The sequence below is a fragment of the Actimicrobium antarcticum genome (assembly GCF_039536745.1).
GTDB lineage: Bacteria > Pseudomonadota > Gammaproteobacteria > Burkholderiales > Burkholderiaceae_D > Actimicrobium > Actimicrobium antarcticum.
The window spans coordinates 131,015-150,418 of the sequence record NZ_BAAAZE010000014.1; the positions used below are offsets into that span (position 1 = coordinate 131,015).

Here is a 19,404-nt window from a genome sequence, read left to right on the forward strand (position 1 = left end):
TTATTCTCCTGCTTTCTCAGCCAAAGCCGGAACCACTACATCAGCAGGACCGTCAGGCTTTTTTGCACGAACACGCTTTGCTGCGGGCGATGCACCAGGAGCCGTAGCACCAGGTTGACCATCGGGACGCGCAGTACGTGGACGTGAGCTTGGTTTTCCATCATCGCGACGCGGACCACGACGCTTCTTGTCTTCGTCCGAAACGACATCGATATTTGGGGTTTCACCATTTGCCAGGCGATCGCCTTTATAGACCCAGACCTTGATACCAATGATGCCGTAGGTAGTCAATGCCTCGCCAAAGCCATAATCAATATCGGCACGCAGCGTATGAAGTGGCACGCGACCTTCGCGATACCATTCTTTACGAGCAATTTCGATACCATTTAGACGACCAGACGACATGATCTTGATACCCTGAGCACCAAGCCGCATCGCATTTTGCATCGCGCGCTTCATAGCACGTCGGAACATAATGCGCTTCTCAAGTTGCTGGGCGATCGAGTCAGCGATCAGTTGTGCGTCAGTCTCTGGCTTGCGAATTTCTTCGATGTTCACGTGCACCGGCACGCCCATCATTTTCGCGAGCGCTGTCTTCAGCACTTCAATGTCTTCACCTTTTTTACCGATCACGACACCTGGGCGTGAGCTGTAAATCGTGATCCGTGCATTTTTTGCAGGACGTTCAATAACGACGCGGCCTACGGACGCGTTTTTCAGCTTGGTTTTCAGGTATGCGCGAACTTTAAGGTCTTCGATAAGCATAGTGGCAAAATTTGCATTGCCAGCATACCAACGTGAACCCCAGTTGCGAGTAACGGATAAACGAAATCCTGTTGGATGTATCTTCTGTCCCATCGTGACCCCTTAGTTACCGACAGTCACATAGATGTGACAGGATTGTTTCGAGATACGATCACCACGGCCTTTTGCACGCGCTGTAAAGCGCTTCAAGACCGAACCTTTTTCGACATATATAGTTGTAACTTTCAACTCATCAATATCGGCACCGTCGTTGTGCTCTGCGTTAGCAATTGCAGACTCAAGCACGCGCTTGATAATCACAGCGCCTTTTTTAGGGCTGAATTGCAAAATGTTTAACGCTTGATCGACTTTTTTGCCACGGATAAGATCGGCAACCAGACGGCCCTTTTGGGCCGAGAGGCGCACACCGCGGAGGGTAGCTTTAGTTTCCATCATCGGACCTTATTTCTTAGCCTTCTTATCGGCTGCGTGACCCTTGAACGTCCGGGTCAATGCGAATTCACCAAGTTTATGGCCAACCATGTTTTCAGAAACATAAACCGGCACGTGCTGCTTGCCGTTATGCACCGCAATCGTCAGACCGATAAAGTCCGGCATGATTGTCGAGCGACGTGACCAGGTTTTAATTGGCTTTTTGTCTTTGATCGCCTGCGCAGTCTCAACCTTCTTCACAAGGTGGGCGTCACAGAACGGCCCTTTTTTCAATGAACGTGTCATTTTTTATCCTTATTTCTTGCCGCGGCGCGAGATGATCATTGACGTGGTGCGCTTGTTGCGACGCGTCTTCTTGCCCTTGGTTTGCTGACCCCATGGCGAAACTGGGTGACGACCGGCAGCTGTCTTACCCTCACCACCACCGTGTGGATGATCGACCGGGTTCATGACCACACCGCGAACGGTAGGACGGACACCGCGCCAGCGCATTGCACCGGCTTTACCGATTTTGCGCAGGTTATGCTCGCCGTTACCGACTTCACCAACAGTTGCACGGCACTCGACGTGCACGCGACGCACTTCCCCTGAACGCAAGCGAACTTGCGCGTAGGTACCATCACGTGCCATCAGCACCACACCGGCCCCGGCAGTACGAGCCATCTGTGCACCTTTACCAGGCAGCATTTCGACGCAGTGCATCGTCGTACCGACTGGAATATTGCGAATTGGCAAGCAATTTCCCGACTTGATCGGCGCTTCGGAGCCGTTCATCAGCTGATCGCCGATTGCCATACCCTTGGTAGCAATGATGTAATGACGCTCGCCATCGGCGTAGCACAACAAAGCAATATTGGCAGTCCGGTTCGGATCGTATTCAATACGCTCGACCTTTGCAGGGATACCATCCTTGATCCGACGGAAATCAATGACGCGATAATGCTGCTTGTGTCCACCACCGATATGACGGGTGGTGATATGGCCGTTGTTGTTACGACCGGCACTTTTCGATTGTGCTTCGATCAAGCCTGCGAATGGACGACCCTTGTACAGATCGGCATTGACAACCTTGACCATGCCACGACGGCCAGGTGAGGTTGGTTTGACTTTAACGAGTGCCATTATTTAGCCTCCTCGGTGAAGTTGATTTCCTGACCAGGCTTGAGGCAAACGAATGCACGGCGCGTATGATTGCGGCGTCCATTGAATTTACCCGAGCGCTTTTGTTTACCTTGGCGATTCGCGACCTGCACGGACTCAACCTCGACTTTGAAAAGCAACTCAACCGCTGCTTTTACTTCAAGCTTGGTTGCGTCGGGCATGATCAGAAAAACTACTTGTTCATTTTTCTCGGCGACGAAAGTTGCTTTCTCCGAAATTACTGGAGCCAACAGAACCTTCATCAAACGCTCTTCGCTAAATTTCAGATTCGCGCTCATGCCAACATCTCCTCAATCTTGGCCAATGCAGCCTTGGTAATCACAATTTTCTTGTAGAACACCAATGACACTGGATCAGCGTGACGCGGCTCAACAATCAGCACGTGCGGCAAATTGCGGGAAGCAAGCAGCAGGTTTTCATCGATGCTGTCAGCGATAATCAACACTGACTCCAGCAGGCCCATTTCTTTCAACTTCACCGACAACAGTTTGGTCTTCGGAGCCTCGAGAGCGATCTCTTCAATCACTGACAGACGACCTTCACGGGCCAGCTGCGACAGGATCGAGCAAAGACCAGCGCGATACATCTTCTTGTTAACTTTGTGCGAAAAGTTCTGGTCAGGCGAATTAGGGAAAATCCGACCGCCGCCACGCCACAAAGGTGATGACGACATACCAGCACGGGCGCGGCCCGTACCTTTTTGACGCCAAGGCTTCTTGGTGGTGTGATGAACTTCTTCACGATTTTTTTGCTTGCTGTTACCACTGCGAGCGTTGGCTTGATAGGCAACGACGACCTGGTGGATCAGCGCTTCATTGTAGTCACGACCGAAAACTGTATCGGGCGCAGCCACATCGGAAGCCGCTTGACCTTGGTCATTAAGGAGCTTGAGTTCCATTGATTAAGCTCCTTTCTTGGCTTTAATTTTTACGGCAGGCGATACAACAACCTTGCCATTTTTTGCACCAGGCACGGCACCTTTGATCAGCAACAACTGACGGTCGGCATCAATGCGGGCGATTTCGAGGTTCTGGGTCGTGACAGTCACGTCACCCATGTGGCCGGTCATGCGCTTACCAGGGAAAACTCGACCTGGGTCCTGCGCCATTCCGATGGAACCTGGCACATTGTGCGAACGGGAGTTACCGTGTGTGGCGCGACCCGAGCTAAAGTTGTAACGCTTGATGACACCGGCGTAACCCTTACCAATCGAGATGCCTTGCACATCGACTTTTTGACCAACTTCAAAGAGACTCGCAGCAACGATATCGCCAGCTTTCATTTCTAAAGCTTTAGTGGCATCGATACGAAATTCTTTAAGAACGGTACCAGCTTCAACGCCTGCTTTGGCATGATGCCCAGCAGATGCTTGATTGACACGCGAAGCACGTCGGTGACCGAATGCGACCTGAACAGCGGAATAACCATCTGTTTCAGGCGTTTTGATTTGAGTGACACGGTTGTTAGAAACGTCGAGTACGGTAACCGGAATTGAATCGCCGTCATCCGTAAAAATACGCATCATACCAACCTTGCGACCAACTAGGCCAAGGCTCATTGTTTTCTCCATTCCCGCCTACGATTGGGCAGGGCTGTTGTTTGTACTACTAAATAACGTAGGGGAATTTGGTAAAACCACATTCCCCTACCGAAGCCGGAAATTATAACTGCAGTCTGATTCTTCTACAACAAATAATTCGAGAAATCGACATACCTCAATAATTTAATTATTGCAATTTAATTTCTACGTCTACACCTGCTGGCAGATCCAGTTTCATCAGTGCATCGACTGTCTTGTCCGTAGGGTCGACGATGTCCATCAAGCGAACATGCGTACGAATCTCGAATTGGTCGCGCGATGTCTTGTTGACGTGCGGCGAACGCAAAACGTCGAAACGCTGGATACGGGTTGGCAGTGGCACCGGACCCTTGACAACTGCACCGGTACGCTTCGCTGTTTCGACGATTTCCAGTGCAGACTGGTCAATCAGACGATAGTCGAATGCTTTGAGGCGGATGCGGATTTTCTGGTTTGGGCTAGACATGATGATCCTTAAAAGAACGAGCCGCGAATGATCTCATTCGCGGCGATATGCCACCTATGCAAATAGGCAGCCTGGGGAATTACTCAATAATTTTTGCAACGACGCCAGCACCAACGGTACGACCACCTTCACGGATGGCGAAGCGCAAACCTTCTTCCATCGCGATCGGGTTAATCAGCATAACCGTGATCGACACGTTATCGCCTGGCATGACCATTTCTTTGTCTTTTGGCAACTCGATCGAACCGGTCACGTCCGTGGTACGGAAGTAGAACTGTGGGCGATAGTTGTTAAAGAAAGGAGTATGGCGGCCGCCTTCGTCTTTCGACAGAACATAGATCTCGCCGGTGAAATGCTTATGCGGCTTGATCGAGTTCGGCTTCGCCAATACCTGGCCCCGCTCGACGTCTTCACGCTTGGTACCGCGCAGCAGCACGCCAACGTTATCGCCAGCTTGACCCTGGTCGAGCAATTTCCGGAACATTTCCACGCCCGTGCAGGTCGTCTTTTGTGTGTCGCGGATGCCGATGATTTCCAGCTCTTCGCCGACTTTGACAATGCCGCGCTCGATACGCCCGGTCACAACGGTACCGCGACCCGAGATCGAGAATACGTCTTCAACTGGCAGCAGGAAAGCACCGTCAACTGCGCGCTCTGGCGTTGGAATATAGGTGTCGAGAGCGTCGGCCAGCTTCATGATTGCCTGCTCGCCCAACGGACCTGTATCGCCTTCCAGTGCCAGCTTGGCTGAACCCTGGATGATCGGCAGGTCGTCGCCTGGGAATTCGTACTTGACTAGCAGTTCGCGCACTTCCATTTCGACCAACTCAAGCAGCTCGGCGTCATCCACCATGTCGCACTTGTTCAGGAAAACGATGATGTACGGAACACCAACCTGACGCGCCAGCAGGATGTGCTCGCGGGTTTGTGGCATCGGGCCGTCTGCAGCTGAACACACCAGAATGGCGCCGTCCATCTGTGCAGCGCCAGTAATCATGTTTTTCACATAGTCGGCATGGCCTGGGCAGTCAACGTGCGCATAGTGGCGCGCTGCTGTTTCATATTCGACGTGCGCGGTGTTGATCGTGATGCCGCGTGCTTTTTCTTCCGGTGCTGCATCGATCTGGTCGTAGGCTTTTGCTTCGCCGCCGAATTTCTTCGACAGCACGGTAGCAATCGCTGCCGTCAGCGTGGTCTTGCCATGGTCGACGTGGCCAATTGTGCCTACGTTTACGTGCGGTTTGGTCCGCTCGAATTTACTCTTTGCCATTTTTTTCTTCCTTCAAAAAGAACGATTTATCTATCTATGCTGTGGCCCGCCATTGAATCTGCGGACCACCCAAACTTGATTATTTGCCTTTGGAAGTGACAATTGCTTCGGTCACATTCTTCGGCGCTTCCGCATAATGCTTGAATTCCATCGTGTAGGTTGCGCGACCTTGGGTTGCTGAACGCAACGACGTCGAATAACCGAACATTTCCGAAAGCGGCACTTCTGCCTTAATGATTTTGCCACCGCCGCCGGCAATCTCGTCCATGCCCTGCACCATTCCGCGACGTGATGACAAGTCACCCATTACCGAACCGGCATAATCTTCAGGCGTTTCTACTTCAACCGACATCATAGGCTCAAGGATGACCGGGCTAGCCTTGCGGCAACCGTCCTTGAACGCCATTGATGCTGCCATGCGGAAGGCATTCTCGTTCGAGTCTACATCATGGTATGAACCGAAAAACAATGTTACTTTTACGTCGACTACCGGGTAGCCGGCCATTACGCCTGCCGTCAATGTTTCGCGAACACCTTTTTCAACTGCAGGGATGTATTCGCGTGGGACGGTACCGCCCTTGATTGCGTCAACAAATTCGAAACCAACACCTGGCAATTGCGGCTCGATTTTCAGAACCACGTGACCGTACTGACCGCGACCACCGGACTGCTTGACGAATTTGCCCTCAATCTCTTCGCAAACTTTGCGAATCGTTTCGCGGTAGGCAACTTGCGGCTTACCGACAGTTGCTTCGACACCGAACTCGCGACGCATACGGTCAACGATAATTTCCAGGTGCAACTCACCCATACCGCCAATGATGGTTTGACCTGATTCCTCATCCGTCTTGACGCGGAAAGAAGGATCTTCCTGGGCCAGACGATTCAAAGCCAGACCCATTTTTTCCTGGTCTACTTTGGTTTTCGGCTCAACGGCCTGAGAAATCACTGGCTCAGGGAACACCATCCGCTCAAGGGTGATGATTGCCGAAGGATCACACAAGGTCTCACCAGTGGTAGCGTCTTTCAGCCCAACCGCAGCTGCGATATCGCCTGCATGCACTTCCTTGATTTCTTCGCGCTGGTTTGCATGCATCTGCAAAATACGTCCGAGGCGTTCTTTCTTGTTCTTCACCGGATTGAAAACCGTATCACCGGATTTGATCATGCCTGAATACACACGGAAGAAAATCAGCTGGCCGACGAACGGGTCCGTCATGATCTTGAATGCCAATGCCGAGAATTTCTCGGTGTCTTCTGCTTTGCGTACGACTGGCAGGTCATCTTCGTCCAAGCCCTTGACTGGCGGGATGTCAGCAGGTGAAGGCAGGTACTCGATCACGCCATCCAGCATTGCCTGAACACCTTTGTTTTTGAACGCCGTGCCACACATCATCGGGACGATTTCTGCAGCAATGGTCCGTTGACGTAGTGCCGCCTTGATTTCAGCTTCCGACAGGTCGCCTTCATCGAGGTATTTATTCATCAGTTCTTCGGTCGCCTCAGCGGCCGCTTCGACCATTTTCTCGCGCCATTCTTTGGCTTGCTCAACAAGCTCTTCAGGAATTTCGCGATAGTCAAACTTCATGCCCTGCGAAGCGTCATCCCAGTAAATCGCCTTCATCTTGACCAGGTCGACCACACCAAGGAAGTTCTCTTCGGCGCCGATAGGGATCTGAACAGGAATCGGATTCGCTTTCAGGCGAGCACGCATCTGATCGTAAACTTTGAAAAAGTTCGCGCCGGTACGGTCCATTTTGTTGACGAATGCCAAACGTGGAACACCGTATTTGTTAGCCTGACGCCAGACAGTCTCAGACTGGGGCTGGACTCCACCGACTGCACAGTAGACCATGCACGCACCGTCTAGAACGCGCATTGAGCGCTCGACTTCAATCGTGAAGTCGACGTGGCCTGGCGTATCAATAATATTGATGTGATGCTCAGGGAAGTTGTTAGCCATACCTTTCCAAAAACAGGTAGTTGCAGCGGAAGTAATCGTGATTCCGCGCTCTTGCTCCTGCTCCATCCAGTCCATGGTGGCCGCGCCGTCATGAACTTCACCGATCTTGTGATTTACACCGGTGTAAAACAGTACGCGTTCAGTCGTCGTGGTTTTACCTGCATCAATGTGAGCAGAAATACCGATGTTCCGATAACGCTCAATGGGGGTCTTGCGGGCCATAGTTAATCCTAAATCTTTTTAATGAACAAAACCGAGCGCCATCTATTCAATGTGCCCGGCCTCGAACAAGTTACTTTATCGATTTACGCTGCGTGCTCATGGCAACAACGCCGATCGGTTGATTAGAAGCGGAAGTGCGAGAACGCCTTGTTCGCTTCTGCCATGCGATGCACTTCATCGCGTTTTTTCATTGCACCGCCACGACCCTCAGCAGCTTCAAGCAACTCTCCACCCAAACGTTGCGGCATCGATTTTTCGCTACGCTTGTTTGCAGCTTCGCGCAACCAACGCATCGACAACGCCATGCGACGTACAGGACGGACTTCAACTGGCACCTGGTAGTTTGCACCACCAACACGGCGCGACTTCACTTCAACCAGCGGCTTGCAGTTACTGATCGCAGCAGAAAATACCTCGAGGGCATCTTTTCCCGATTTCGCTGCAATGTGCTCGAACGCACCATAAATGATGTTTTCAGCAACCGACTTCTTACCCGACAACATCAGCACGTTGACGAACTTGGCAACATCAACATTACCAAACTTTGGATCCGGCAAAATATCCCGCTTGGGGACTTCACGACGACGTGGCATTTCGATTCCCTTCAATCTTCAGTTGAATGTGCATCTCATTGGAGATCACATTCGCGGACAGCCATCATAGCTACCCACTTACTCGGCCCAGATGGGACCGACACAGGCTCCGTGACAATTCAACGGAACAATTAATATTACTTCTTGCCAGCCTTGGCACGCTTGGTACCGTACTTCGAACGCGACTGCTTACGATCCTTGACGCCCTGGGTATCCAGTGCACCGCGAACCATGTGATAACGCACACCCGGCAAATCCTTGACACGGCCGCCGCGCAGCAGTACCACACTGTGCTCTTGCAAGTTATGGCCTTCACCACCGATGTACGAAATAACTTCGAAACCGTTGGTCAAGCGTACTTTGGCAACCTTACGCAAAGCCGAGTTTGGCTTTTTTGGGGTTGTCGTATAAACGCGCGTGCAAACGCCACGTTTTTGCGGGCTGTTTTCCAGCGCCGGCGATTTGCTCTTGACGCGTGCGGAAACACGCGGCTGGCGAATCAGTTGATTGATGGTTGGCATCGCTCTAAACCCAACTAAAATACTTCTATGAATAGATCCCGAAAACGGTTGTCCGGGGACTTTAAACTTGCGCTACGAGTACTTGGCTCGCTACGATCTCTTCGATTTTGGCAACACCTTGCGGCCTGCCAAACCTAACTTGCGGATAAAATCGAGAACTCGCGAGTATAGGCTCAGCTTATTCAGACGTCAATCATAGTCTCCCGTTAATTTTAGGATGACTGGCGAACAAAATCAGCTGCGTGCGGCTCTGGCGCCGATATGATCGACCGAAAGGAAGTGCTCAGCGATGCGAACTGACGGGTACGAATGGTCACGACCTACGAAGAAAACTTCACACCGTCTATTTTTCCTGCAGATATTTTGCGGCGCGCAAAAATTGACCACACAAAAAAAACCGGCACCAGAAATTCAGGGTGCCGGTTTTTCGAGCAGGGAGATCTTATGATTCGCTGTCGGTGCTATCAATCACATCAGCCATCTGAGCTTCGAATTCCGCGTTACGAGCAACCTTCTCGGCTTGCAACAAGGCTGTACGCTCTTCGGCTTCCCACGTTTCTTTTTCCCGGCGTGCACGATGGAACGCTAGGCCGGTACCAGCAGGAATCAGTCGACCAACGATGACGTTTTCCTTCAGACCGCGCAGACCGTCGCGTTTGCCCATGATCGCCGCTTCGGTAAGTACACGGGTTGTTTCCTGGAACGATGCAGCAGAAATGAACGAGTCCGTCGACAACGATGCCTTCGTAATACCGAGAAGCACGTTTTCATATGTCGCTGGGATTTTACCCGCCGCATTGACGCGATCGTTCTCATCCAGCAATTCCGAACGCTCTACCTGCTCTCCGGTAATGTAATTCGCATCGCCGGCATCAACGATTTGTACGCGACGCAGCATCTGACGAACAATCACTTCAATGTGCTTGTCGTTGATCTTCACGCCTTGCAAGCGATACACATCCTGCACTTCATCCACGATATATCGGGCCAGTGCTTCAATACCCAGCAAGCGCAAGATGTCCTGAGGATCGGCAGGACCATCAACGATCATCTCGCCTTTATTGACTACCTGACCGTCATGAACCAGCACCTGCTTGTCCTTGGTAATCAGGAACTCGTGCTTGTTGCCATCCATGTCTGTAATCTCAAGACGCTGCTTGCCCTTGGTTTCCTTACCAAATGCCACAGTACCCGTGACTTCCGCAAGCATACCGGCGTCTTTCGGCGAACGCGCTTCAAACAATTCGGCAACACGCGGCAATCCACCGGTGATGTCACGTGTTTTTTGCGATTCGGTTGGGATACGCGCCAACACTTCACCGACAGACACATGCTGTCCGTCTTTGACGGTAATCAGTGCACCGACCTGGAATCCGATGGTCACTGCGTGCTCTGTGCCGGCGATCTTGACTTCTTCGCCTTGCTCGTTCAACAGTTTGACTTGTGGACGCACTGTCTTGCTTACCGAACCACGACGCTTCGCATCAATAACCACCATCGTCGACAGACCCGTAACTTCATCCACCTGACGTGCAACCGTCGAACCTTCTTCGACGTTCTCGAAACGTACCGTACCGGCATATTCGGTAATGATCGGACGTGTCAGCGGGTCCCAGGTAGCCAATGGGGTACCTGCCTTGAGCAGCAAACCGTCATGCACGCTTAACGTCGCGCCGTATGGCACTTTATGACGCTCACGCTCACGACCATGGTCGTCAGTTATCAAGACTTCACCTGAACGGGAAATAACGATCTGACCGCCCTTGCCGTTCGTGACATAACGCATGGTTGCCGTGAAACGCACAATACCGTTCGACTTGGCTTCCACCGACGATGCCACCGCGGCGCGCGATGCAGCACCACCGATATGGAACGTACGCATGGTCAGCTGGGTACCCGGCTCACCAATCGATTGCGCAGCAATCACGCCGACGGCTTCACCGGCGTTGACCAGGACACCACGCCCAAGGTCACGGCCATAACACATGCCGCACAGACCATAGCGAGTGTCACAGGTCAGCGGAGTGCGTACTTTGACCTCGTCTATGCCCAGACGTTCGATTTCCTCAACACCGTCTTCATCCAACAAGGTACCGGCAGGGAACAACGTTGCCTGGGTTTCAGGGTTGACGATGTCGTTAGCCGCGACGCGACCGAGGATACGATCCCGCAATGCTTCGATAACTTCACCGCCCTCGACCATTGCCTTCATCGATGCGCCATTTGACGTGCCGCAGTCGTCTTCGATGACAACCAGATCCTGGGTCACATCGACAAGACGACGTGTCAGGTAACCCGAGTTCGCAGTCTTCAACGCCGTATCTGCCAGACCTTTACGCGCGCCGTGTGTCGAAATAAAGTACTGCAACACGTTCAAGCCTTCGCGGAAATTCGCGGTAATAGGCGTTTCGATAATCGAGCCATCCGGCTTTGCCATCAATCCACGCATACCTGCCAACTGACGAATCTGTGCGGCTGATCCGCGGGCACCGGAGTCGGCCATCATGTAAATCGCGTTAAACGATTCCTGGGTCGATTCTGTACCGTCACGGCGAATGACGTCTTCAACCTTCAGTTGATCCATCATGGCTTTGCCGACGTCGTCACCGGCCTTGCCCCAGATGTCGACAACCTTGTTATAGCGCTCACCAGCGGTGACCAGACCCGACGAATATTGCTGTTCGATCTGCTTGACTTCCTGCTCGGCCGTCGCAATCAGCGTGACTTTTTGTGGCGGCACAAGCATGTCGTCGACGCAAATCGAGATACCAGCGCGAGTCGCCAAACGGAAACCGGATTGCATCAGTTGATCGGCAAACACCACCGTGGCACGCAAACCGCACTTGCGGAATGACGTGTTAATCAACTTGGAAATCTCTTTCTTTTTCAGTGCGCGGTTAAGCACGCTGAACGGCAATCCCTTAGGCAGGATTTCCGACAGGATTGCGCGACCAATTGTGGTCTCGTAACGGGTGACTGTCTTTTCGAACTCGCCGGTCTCCAGATTCTTCGGGTACTCGGTAATACGCACGGTCACACGGGAAGTCAGTTCGACTTCTTTGTTATCGTATGCGCGAATGACTTCTGACACGTCAGGGAACATCATTCCCTCGTTTTTGCCATTGATCTTTTCGCGGGTGGCGTAGTACAAGCCCAGCACGATATCCTGCGACGGCACAATCGACGGCTCGCCATTCGACGGGAACAAAATATTGTTCGACGCTAGCATCAGCGTCCGTGCTTCCATCTGCGCTTCAATCGACAGCGGCACGTGAACTGCCATCTGGTCGCCGTCAAAGTCGGCGTTGAACGCGGCGCACACCAGCGGATGCAACTGGATGGCTTTGCCTTCGATCAACACTGGCTCGAACGCCTGGATACCCAGACGATGTAAGGTTGGGGCGCGGTTAAGCATGACCGGATGTTCACGAATCACGTCTTCCAGAATATCCCAGACAACCGGCTCCTGGATTTCAACCAGTTTCTTTGCTGCTTTGATCGTGGTGGCCAGCCCCATCAATTCGAGCTTGTTGAAAATGAAAGGCTTGAACAGTTCAAGCGCCATCAACTTCGGCAAACCACATTGATGCAATTTCAGTTGTGGACCCACAACGATGACCGAACGACCGGAGTAATCGACACGCTTGCCCAGCAAGTTCTGACGGAAACGACCGCCCTTACCCTTGATCATCTCGGCAAGTGATTTCAGAGGACGCTTGTTGGCGCCGGTCATTGCTTTACCGCGGCGACCGTTATCGAGCAAGGAATCGACTGCTTCCTGCAACATCCGTTTTTCGTTACGCGTAATGATTTCCGGAGCGCGCAATTCCATCAGGCGCTTCAGACGGTTATTACGGTTGATGACCCGGCGATACAGATCATTCAAGTCGGAGGTCGCAAAACGGCCACCATCCAGCGGCACCAGCGGACGCAATTCTGGCGGCAACACTGGCAGAACTTCCATGATCATCCAGTCAGGCTTGATGCCTGAACGCTGGAATGCCTCAAGGACTTTCAGGCGCTTCGCGTATTTCTTGATCTTGGCTTCGGACTTGGACTCTTTGAGCTCCTGGCGCAGCATTTCAGCGTCGCGATCGATATCAATCGAACGCAGCAATTCGCGGATACCTTCGGCGCCCATGAATGCAGTGAAATCGTCGCCGTATTCTTCATACTTGGCGGCGTAATCGTCTTCGGACATGATCTGGCATTTTTTCAGCGGCGTCATACCTGGATCGGTAACGACGTAGGCTTCAAAGTACAAAACGCGCTCGATGTCCCGCAAGGTCATGTCTAAGACCATACCAAGGCGTGACGGCAGCGACTTCAGAAACCAGATATGTGCGGTTGGGGATGCCAACTCGATGTGACCCATACGCTCGCGGCGAACCTTGGCAAGCGTCACTTCGACACCGCACTTTTCGCAGATAACGCCACGATGCTTCAGTCGCTTGTACTTACCGCAAAGGCATTCGTAGTCCTTGATCGGACCAAAAATCTTTGCACAAAACAGGCCGTCACGTTCTGGTTTAAAGGTACGGTAGTTAATGGTTTCCGGCTTTTTTACTTCGCCGTAGGACCACGAACGGATCTTTTCCGGGGAGGCGAGACCAATTTTGATCGCGTCAAATTGTTCATTTTGCTGAACTTGCTTGAATAAATCGAGCAGTGCTTTCATGTATCACTCCAGGTTGGCGTGAAAAACGCGTGATGACTGACGAGGGTATGCCGCGACCGCTTGGCGACCCAGTTCGTATCGACGGGAGAGCCCTGATGTTGGTCAGAGTTCCGCTGATACCGGGTACGGTGTGACAGTTCCTTACTACTAGATAAGTTCTCTGGCTCAGTGCAAACTTACTGATATTCCAGCAGAAAAAAACGCAATGTTAATTGAAAACGGAGTTTGCACTACACGGATGTGTATTGCAAACTCCGTTTTTAGAAATTAATCCCGCTCGAGATCGATATCGATACCGAGTGAACGAATTTCCTTGACCAGCACGTTGAACGATTCAGGCATACCGGCGTCGATTACATGGTCGCCCTTGACCAGGTTTTCATACACTTTGGTACGACCATTCACGTCATCCGACTTCACGGTCAACATCTCCTGCAAGACGTACGATGCGCCGTAAGCTTCGAGTGCCCACACTTCCATTTCACCGAAACGCTGACCACCGAACTGCGCTTTACCGCCAAGTGGCTGTTGCGTCACCAGCGAATAAGGACCAGTCGAACGTGCATGCATCTTGTCATCAACCAGGTGATGCAACTTCAGCATGTGCATGTAGCCTACCGTGACCGACCGCTCGAATGCTTCGCCAGTACGACCGTCATACATCGTCACCTGGTTTTTCGACGGCGTCATACCGAGTTGCTTGGCAATGTGATCCGGGTAAGCAAGATCAAGCATGCGATGGATTTCTTCCTCGTTGGCGCCATCGAAGACCGGTGTCGCAAACGGCACACCATGCTTCAGATTAGATGCCAGCTCCAGGATTTCGTCATCGCTGAAACTATCCAGATCTTCGCTCTTGCCAGACTCGTTATAAATCACCGCGAGGAACTTGCGCAGCTCGATAACTTTGGCTTGCGCCTTCAGCATTTCACCAATCCGCAAGCCCAAGCCTTTGGCAGCCCATCCAAGATGGACTTCCAGAACCTGACCAACGTTCATCCGGGATGGCACACCGAGTGGATTCAATACGATGTCTGCCGGCGTGCCGTCAGCCATGTACGGCATGTCTTCGATAGGCACGATACGTGACACCACGCCTTTGTTGCCGTGACGACCCGCCATCTTGTCGCCTGGCTGCAGACGACGCTTCACGGCAAGGTAGACCTTGACCATTTTCTGCACGCCTGGTGGCAATTCATCGCCTTGCGTCAGCTTCTTGCGTTTTTCTTCAAAGGCAAGGTCGAACTGATGACGCTTCTCTGCAATCGATTCCTTGATGGCTTCGAGTGCTGCTGCGGCATCGTCGTCGGCGGGACGAATATCGAACCAGTGGTATTTGTCCAGGTCGGCAAGATACTCTTTGGTAATCTTCGCGCCTTTAGCCAACTTCTTCGGACCACCGTTCACGACTTTACCGACCAGTACACGTTCGAGACGCTGGAAACCGTCGCCTTCGACGATGCGCAGCTGGTCATTCAAATCAAGACGGTAGCGTTTCAGCTCATCGTCAATAATTTGTTGTGCACGTTTGTCACGCGGGATTCCTTCGCGCGTGAATACCTGCACGTCGATCACGGTACCAATCATGCCGGACGGCACACGCAACGATGTGTCTTTCACATCGGATGCTTTTTCACCAAAGATGGCGCGCAGAAGTTTCTCTTCTGGCGTCAGCTGGGTTTCTCCTTTTGGCGTTACCTTGCCGACCAGCGTATCACCGGCTTCGACTTCAGCTCCAATGTAGACGATGCCGGATTCATCGAGCCGTGCCAGCTGGTTTTCAGCGAGATTGGAAATATCGCGTGTGATCTCTTCAGCACCTAGCTTGGTATCCCGTGCAACAACCGACAGCTCTTCGATATGAATCGACGTGTAACGGTCATCCGCAACGACCTTTTCAGAGATCAGAATCGAATCTTCAAAGTTGTAGCCATTCCACGGCATAAACGCCACGAGCATGTTTTGACCAAGAGCCAACTCACCAAGGTCCGTCGATGCACCGTCAGCAATCACGTCATGCTTGGCGACACGGTCACCCACCTTGACGATTGGACGCTGGTTGATGTTCGTATTCTGGTTTGACCGTGTGTACTTGATCAAATTATAAATATCGACACCAACTTCACCAGCGGTTGCTTCTTCGTCGTTAACACGAATCACCACACGACCGGCATCAATGTAATCAACCAGACCACCACGCAAGGCTTGAACGGTGGTTCCGGAGTCGACTGCAACAGTACGTTCGATACCTGTTCCGACCAGCGCCTTTTCAGGACGCAAGCACGGCACCGCCTGACGTTGCATGTTGGCACCCATCAGTGCACGGTTTGCATCGTCATGCTCCAGGAACGGAATCAACGACGCTGCAACCGACACGATCTGACCAGGAGCCACGTCCATGTATTGCACGCGTTCCGGCGATACCAGAATCGTCTCGCCCGCTTCACGTGCCGAGACGAGCTCGTCTGACAGCTGACCAGTCTTGTCGATGGTCGCGTTCGCCTGAGCGATGATGTAGCGGCCTTCTTCGATCGCTGACAGGTAATCAATCTGGCTGGTGATCTTGCTGTCGAATACTTTGCGATACGGCGTTTCAAGGAAACCGTATTCATTCAACCGTGCATACAGCGCCAGCGAGTTGATCAGACCAATGTTTGGTCCCTCTGGCGTTTCGATCGGACAAACCCGACCGTAGTGTGTCGGATGAACGTCACGGACTTCAAAGCCGGCACGTTCCCGTGTCAGACCGCCAGGTCCCAGTGCAGAAACGCGACGCTTGTGCGTGATCTCGGACAACGGATTCGTCTGGTCCATAAACTGCGACAATTGCGACGAACCGAAAAATTCACGAATCGCAGCTGAAATCGGCTTCGAATTGATCAGGTCGTGCGGCATCAGGTTGTCAGCTTCCGCTTGACCCAGACGCTCTTTCACGGCGCGTTCAACACGCACCAGACCAGCACGGAATTGATTCTCCGCCAGCTCACCGACGCAACGCACACGACGATTACCGAGGTGATCGATGTCATCGACTTCGCCGCGACCATTGCGCAACTCGACAAGGATCTTAATTACGGCAAGGACATCATCGTTGGACAATGTCATCATGCCGGTCAGCTCATCGCGACCGATACGACGGTTGAACTTCATGCGGCCAACAGCCGACAGGTCATAACGGTCTTCGTTATAGAACAAGCCGTTGAACAGCGCTTCAACCGAGTCTTCGGTTGGCGGCTCGCCTGGACGCATCATGCGGTAGATCGCGACTTTGGCAGCCATCTGGTCAGCCGTATCGTCCATACGCAGGGTTTGCGAGATGTATCCACCCTGGTCGAGGTCATTGGTGTACAGCGTTTGAATATCAGTGACATTCGCTTCGCGCAAACGCGCCATCAGCTCTTCAGTCAGCTCGTCATTCGCACTCGCGACAACTTCGCCGGTATCAGAATCAATGATATTTTTTGCCAGGACGCGCCCGAGCAAATAATCTTCAGGGACCGTAATGTGCTTGATTCCAGCGGCTTCGATTTCACGGACATGCTTGGCGTTGACCCGCTTGTCTTTGGCGACGATCGATTTACCCGCCTTGTCGTTGATGTCAAAACGCGCAACTTCACCGCGCAGACGCTCACCGACGAATTCCATTTCGCCGCCTTCGGCGCGCAGTGCGAAGTTGTCGAAGACAAAGAAATTCGCGAGTATCTGTTCCGGCGTCATGCCGATTGCCTTCAGCAGGATCGTGACTGGCATCTTGCGGCGACGGTCGACACGGAAAAACAGAATGTCTTTCGGATCGAACTCGAAATCCAGCCATGAGCCGCGGTAAGGAATGATTCGGGCTGAGAACAGCAACTTGCCCGACGAGTGGGTCTTGCCGCGATCGTGTTCGAAGAACACGCCTGGCGAACGGTGCAACTGCGACACAATGACGCGTTCCGTACCGTTGATCACAAACGAACCAGTCGTCGTCATGAGTGGCAATTCACCCATGTAGACTTCTTGCTCCTTCATCTCCTTGACCACCGGCTTGGTTGGCGATTCCTTGTCAAGAATCACCAGACGCACTTTCGCCCGTAGCGGCGACGCGAATGTCAATCCGCGCTGCTGGCATTCCTTGACGTCGAACGGCGGATCGCCAAGAATGTACGAAAGAAATTCGAGACGCGCGAAACCATTGTGCGAGACGATCGGGAAAATCGAGGTGAAGGCCGACTGCAGGCCTTCGTTCCGGCGTTGCGATGGAACTTTGTCCGCTTGCAAAAAGCTAAGGTAGGACTCGAGCTGCGTCGCCAGCAGGAACGGAACGTTGTGGACGTTAGCGCGTTTCGCAAATGATTTACGAATACGCTTCTTCTCAGTAAATGAGTAGTGCATGAACACTCCGTGAGTGACAGGAAGGATGGACAGTTCAGACCTCGACAGCAACATGCGGTACCTGCATGCGCCAACAACGACGAAACCTCAAGTGACAACCCTGCTAAATCGAGTTACTTTTGTCTCCTATTTGCGGTGGCCCAGCATAGGTTGAGCACCATAAATTTGGAAACGACAAAGGAGCCAAAGCCGAACCCTTCCTGAAAAGGGTTCCGCGCTTTGACTCCGGCGCTGCAGAACTGCGCTGACGGACCGAGTTTACTTGATTTCGGCTTTCGCGCCTGCATCTTCCAGCTTTTTCTTGGCTGCTTCAGCATCAGCTTTCGATACTGCTTCTTTAACTGGCTTCGGTGCACCGTCAACCAGATCTTTAGCTTCTTTGAGGCCAAGGCCGGTGATTTCGCGAACAGCTTTAATTACGCCAACTTTGTTAGCGCCGAAATCGGTCAAAGTAACCGTGAATTCTGTTTGCTCTTCAACAACTGCTGCAGCACCAGCTGGACCTGCAACTGCCATTGCAGCTGCCGACACGCCAAATTTCTCTTCGAACGCTTTGACCATCTCGTTCAATTCCATTACTGACATCGCGCCTACGGCTTCGAGGATATCGTCTTTGCTAATTGCCATTTGAAACTCCTAAATTGTATTGATAAGTACATCTGATCAGTATTAACGCAAAACGTTGGTTCTTCCCGGTAGAAACTACCGGAAATATCAAGCAGCTTCGACTGGCGCTTCGGCTTCTGCCTCGGCGGTCGGTGCGGCTTCGCTTCCTTCGTTTTTCTTGGCTGCGAGTGCGGCCAAAGCGCGTGCAAAACCCGATACCGGCGCTTGCATGATCCCCAACAACTGGGACAGCAGAACTTCGCGGCTTGGGATACTGGCTAACGATGATACGCCTGCTTTATCAAGCGCTTTACCACCATAATTACCTGCCTTGATAACCAGTTTGTCGTTGGTTTTTGCAAAGTCTTGAAGAACTTTTGCAGCAGCAACGGCATCATCCGAGATTGAATAGATCAACGGACCGGTCATTTCAGAAGCAAGGCCAGAAAATGCAGTGCCTTCAACAGCGCGACGAGCAAGCGTATTTTTCAATACGCGCAAGTACACACCTTCAGCACGTGCTTTTGCACGCAGTTGCGTCAAGTGACTAACCTGGATGCCACGGTATTCGGCCACGACGATCGTCTGCGCTGTTGCGACTTTGGCAGAGATTTCGGCTACAACGGCCTTTTTGTCATTCAGATTGAGACTCACGGTCAACCTCCAAAAATGATACTCAGCTACTACATAACCGCGAGTGGTTACTTGCCTTGCATCGGTTCGAACACGGCGTCCGAAGTTAGGAGTTCCGACTGGCGTACCAGCTTAGAGACT

16 protein-coding genes are annotated in these 19,404 nt (G+C 52.2%); all 16 read right to left on the reverse strand.

The window, feature by feature from the left end; translation table 11 throughout:
- The 16 genes from rpsC to rplJ all read right to left on the reverse strand — a co-directional run bounded on the left by rpsC (window position 1) and on the right by rplJ (window position 19,284).
- A complete protein-coding gene (gene rpsC / locus ABD720_RS17380; protein WP_344765256.1) occupies window positions 1-858 on the reverse strand; it encodes a 30S ribosomal protein S3 in 858 nt (285 codons plus the stop codon).
- 9 nt (window positions 859-867) lie between these two features.
- Window positions 868-1,200 carry a 50S ribosomal protein L22 gene (gene rplV, locus ABD720_RS17385; RefSeq protein ID WP_009665822.1) on the reverse strand — a complete coding sequence of 111 codons (333 nt, stop codon included), beginning with the start codon at window positions 1,198-1,200 and terminating at the stop codon, window positions 868-870.
- A 6-nt stretch (window positions 1,201-1,206) separates the two neighbouring features.
- On the reverse strand, window positions 1,207-1,482 hold the full coding sequence (gene rpsS / locus ABD720_RS17390; RefSeq protein ID WP_008113170.1) for a 30S ribosomal protein S19: 276 nt from the start codon (window positions 1,480-1,482) through the stop codon (window positions 1,207-1,209).
- Window positions 1,483-1,491: 9 nt separating this feature from the next.
- Window positions 1,492-2,319 (reverse strand): 50S ribosomal protein L2, encoded by an 828-nt coding sequence (gene rplB / locus ABD720_RS17395; RefSeq protein ID WP_344765259.1) that lies wholly within the window; start codon window positions 2,317-2,319, stop codon window positions 1,492-1,494.
- On the reverse strand, window positions 2,319-2,636 hold the full coding sequence (rplW, locus tag ABD720_RS17400) for a 50S ribosomal protein L23 (protein WP_344765261.1): 318 nt from the start codon (window positions 2,634-2,636) through the stop codon (window positions 2,319-2,321). Before rplW ends, rplB begins: the two co-directional genes overlap by 1 nt.
- Window positions 2,633-3,256 carry a 50S ribosomal protein L4 gene (gene rplD, locus ABD720_RS17405; protein WP_344765263.1) on the reverse strand — a complete coding sequence of 208 codons (624 nt, stop codon included), beginning with the start codon at window positions 3,254-3,256 and terminating at the stop codon, window positions 2,633-2,635. The genes rplW and rplD overlap by 4 nt, the downstream gene beginning before the upstream one ends.
- Before the next feature lie 3 nt (window positions 3,257-3,259).
- A complete protein-coding gene (gene rplC, locus ABD720_RS17410; RefSeq protein WP_344765265.1) occupies window positions 3,260-3,928 on the reverse strand; it encodes a 50S ribosomal protein L3 in 669 nt (222 codons plus the stop codon).
- 157 nt (window positions 3,929-4,085) lie between these two features.
- Window positions 4,086-4,403, reverse strand: coding sequence for a 30S ribosomal protein S10 (rpsJ, locus tag ABD720_RS17415; RefSeq protein ID WP_322123690.1), 318 nt, complete (start codon window positions 4,401-4,403; stop codon window positions 4,086-4,088).
- A 79-nt stretch (window positions 4,404-4,482) separates the two neighbouring features.
- Complete coding sequence (gene tuf, locus ABD720_RS17420; RefSeq protein WP_344765268.1) at window positions 4,483-5,673, reverse strand: elongation factor Tu; 1,191 nt, start codon at window positions 5,671-5,673, stop codon at window positions 4,483-4,485.
- A 79-nt stretch (window positions 5,674-5,752) separates the two neighbouring features.
- Window positions 5,753-7,858, reverse strand: a complete 2,106-nt coding sequence (gene fusA, locus ABD720_RS17425; RefSeq protein WP_344765270.1) for an elongation factor G — start codon at window positions 7,856-7,858, stop codon at window positions 5,753-5,755.
- 122 nt (window positions 7,859-7,980) lie between these two features.
- Complete coding sequence (gene rpsG, locus ABD720_RS17430; RefSeq protein ID WP_344765272.1) at window positions 7,981-8,451, reverse strand: 30S ribosomal protein S7; 471 nt, start codon at window positions 8,449-8,451, stop codon at window positions 7,981-7,983.
- 137 nt (window positions 8,452-8,588) lie between these two features.
- Window positions 8,589-8,972 carry a 30S ribosomal protein S12 gene (gene rpsL / locus ABD720_RS17435; protein ID WP_009664973.1) on the reverse strand — a complete coding sequence of 128 codons (384 nt, stop codon included), beginning with the start codon at window positions 8,970-8,972 and terminating at the stop codon, window positions 8,589-8,591.
- Between the two features lie 442 nt (window positions 8,973-9,414).
- Entirely contained in the window at window positions 9,415-13,650 is a 4,236-nt protein-coding gene (gene rpoC / locus ABD720_RS17440) for a DNA-directed RNA polymerase subunit beta' (RefSeq protein WP_344765273.1), read from the reverse strand.
- A 267-nt stretch (window positions 13,651-13,917) separates the two neighbouring features.
- A complete protein-coding gene (gene rpoB, locus ABD720_RS17445) occupies window positions 13,918-18,024 on the reverse strand; it encodes a DNA-directed RNA polymerase subunit beta (protein WP_344765274.1) in 4,107 nt (1,368 codons plus the stop codon).
- Between the two features lie 258 nt (window positions 18,025-18,282).
- Window positions 18,283-18,651 (reverse strand): 50S ribosomal protein L7/L12, encoded by a 369-nt coding sequence (rplL, locus tag ABD720_RS17450; RefSeq protein WP_344765275.1) that lies wholly within the window; start codon window positions 18,649-18,651, stop codon window positions 18,283-18,285.
- Between the two features lie 87 nt (window positions 18,652-18,738).
- Window positions 18,739-19,284: a 50S ribosomal protein L10 gene (gene rplJ, locus ABD720_RS17455; protein ID WP_344765277.1), complete on the reverse strand. Its 546-nt coding sequence runs from the start codon at window positions 19,282-19,284 to the stop codon at window positions 18,739-18,741.
- Between the last annotated feature and the right edge of the window lie 120 nt (window positions 19,285-19,404).

Coding starts and splice junctions, on each gene's coding strand:
- rpsC (WP_344765256.1), bottom strand. CDS start 858: ATGGGACAGAAGATACATCCAACAGGATTTCGTTTATCCGTTACTCGC.
- rplV (WP_009665822.1), bottom strand. CDS start 1,200: ATGATGGAAACTAAAGCTACCCTCCGCGGTGTGCGCCTCTCGGCCCAA.
- rpsS (WP_008113170.1), bottom strand. CDS start 1,482: ATGACACGTTCATTGAAAAAAGGGCCGTTCTGTGACGCCCACCTTGTG.
- rplB (WP_344765259.1), bottom strand. CDS start 2,319: ATGGCACTCGTTAAAGTCAAACCAACCTCACCTGGCCGTCGTGGCATG.
- rplW (WP_344765261.1), bottom strand. CDS start 2,636: ATGAGCGCGAATCTGAAATTTAGCGAAGAGCGTTTGATGAAGGTTCTG.
- rplD (WP_344765263.1), bottom strand. CDS start 3,256: ATGGAACTCAAGCTCCTTAATGACCAAGGTCAAGCGGCTTCCGATGTG.
- rplC (WP_344765265.1), bottom strand. CDS start 3,928: ATGGAGAAAACAATGAGCCTTGGCCTAGTTGGTCGCAAGGTTGGTATG.
- rpsJ (WP_322123690.1), bottom strand. CDS start 4,403: ATGTCTAGCCCAAACCAGAAAATCCGCATCCGCCTCAAAGCATTCGAC.
- tuf (WP_344765268.1), bottom strand. CDS start 5,673: ATGGCAAAGAGTAAATTCGAGCGGACCAAACCGCACGTAAACGTAGGC.
- fusA (WP_344765270.1), bottom strand. CDS start 7,858: ATGGCCCGCAAGACCCCCATTGAGCGTTATCGGAACATCGGTATTTCT.
- rpsG (WP_344765272.1), bottom strand. CDS start 8,451: ATGCCACGTCGTCGTGAAGTCCCCAAGCGGGATATTTTGCCGGATCCA.
- rpsL (WP_009664973.1), bottom strand. CDS start 8,972: ATGCCAACCATCAATCAACTGATTCGCCAGCCGCGTGTTTCCGCACGC.
- rpoC (WP_344765273.1), bottom strand. CDS start 13,650: ATGAAAGCACTGCTCGATTTATTCAAGCAAGTTCAGCAAAATGAACAA.
- rpoB (WP_344765274.1), bottom strand. CDS start 18,024: ATGCACTACTCATTTACTGAGAAGAAGCGTATTCGTAAATCATTTGCG.
- rplL (WP_344765275.1), bottom strand. CDS start 18,651: ATGGCAATTAGCAAAGACGATATCCTCGAAGCCGTAGGCGCGATGTCA.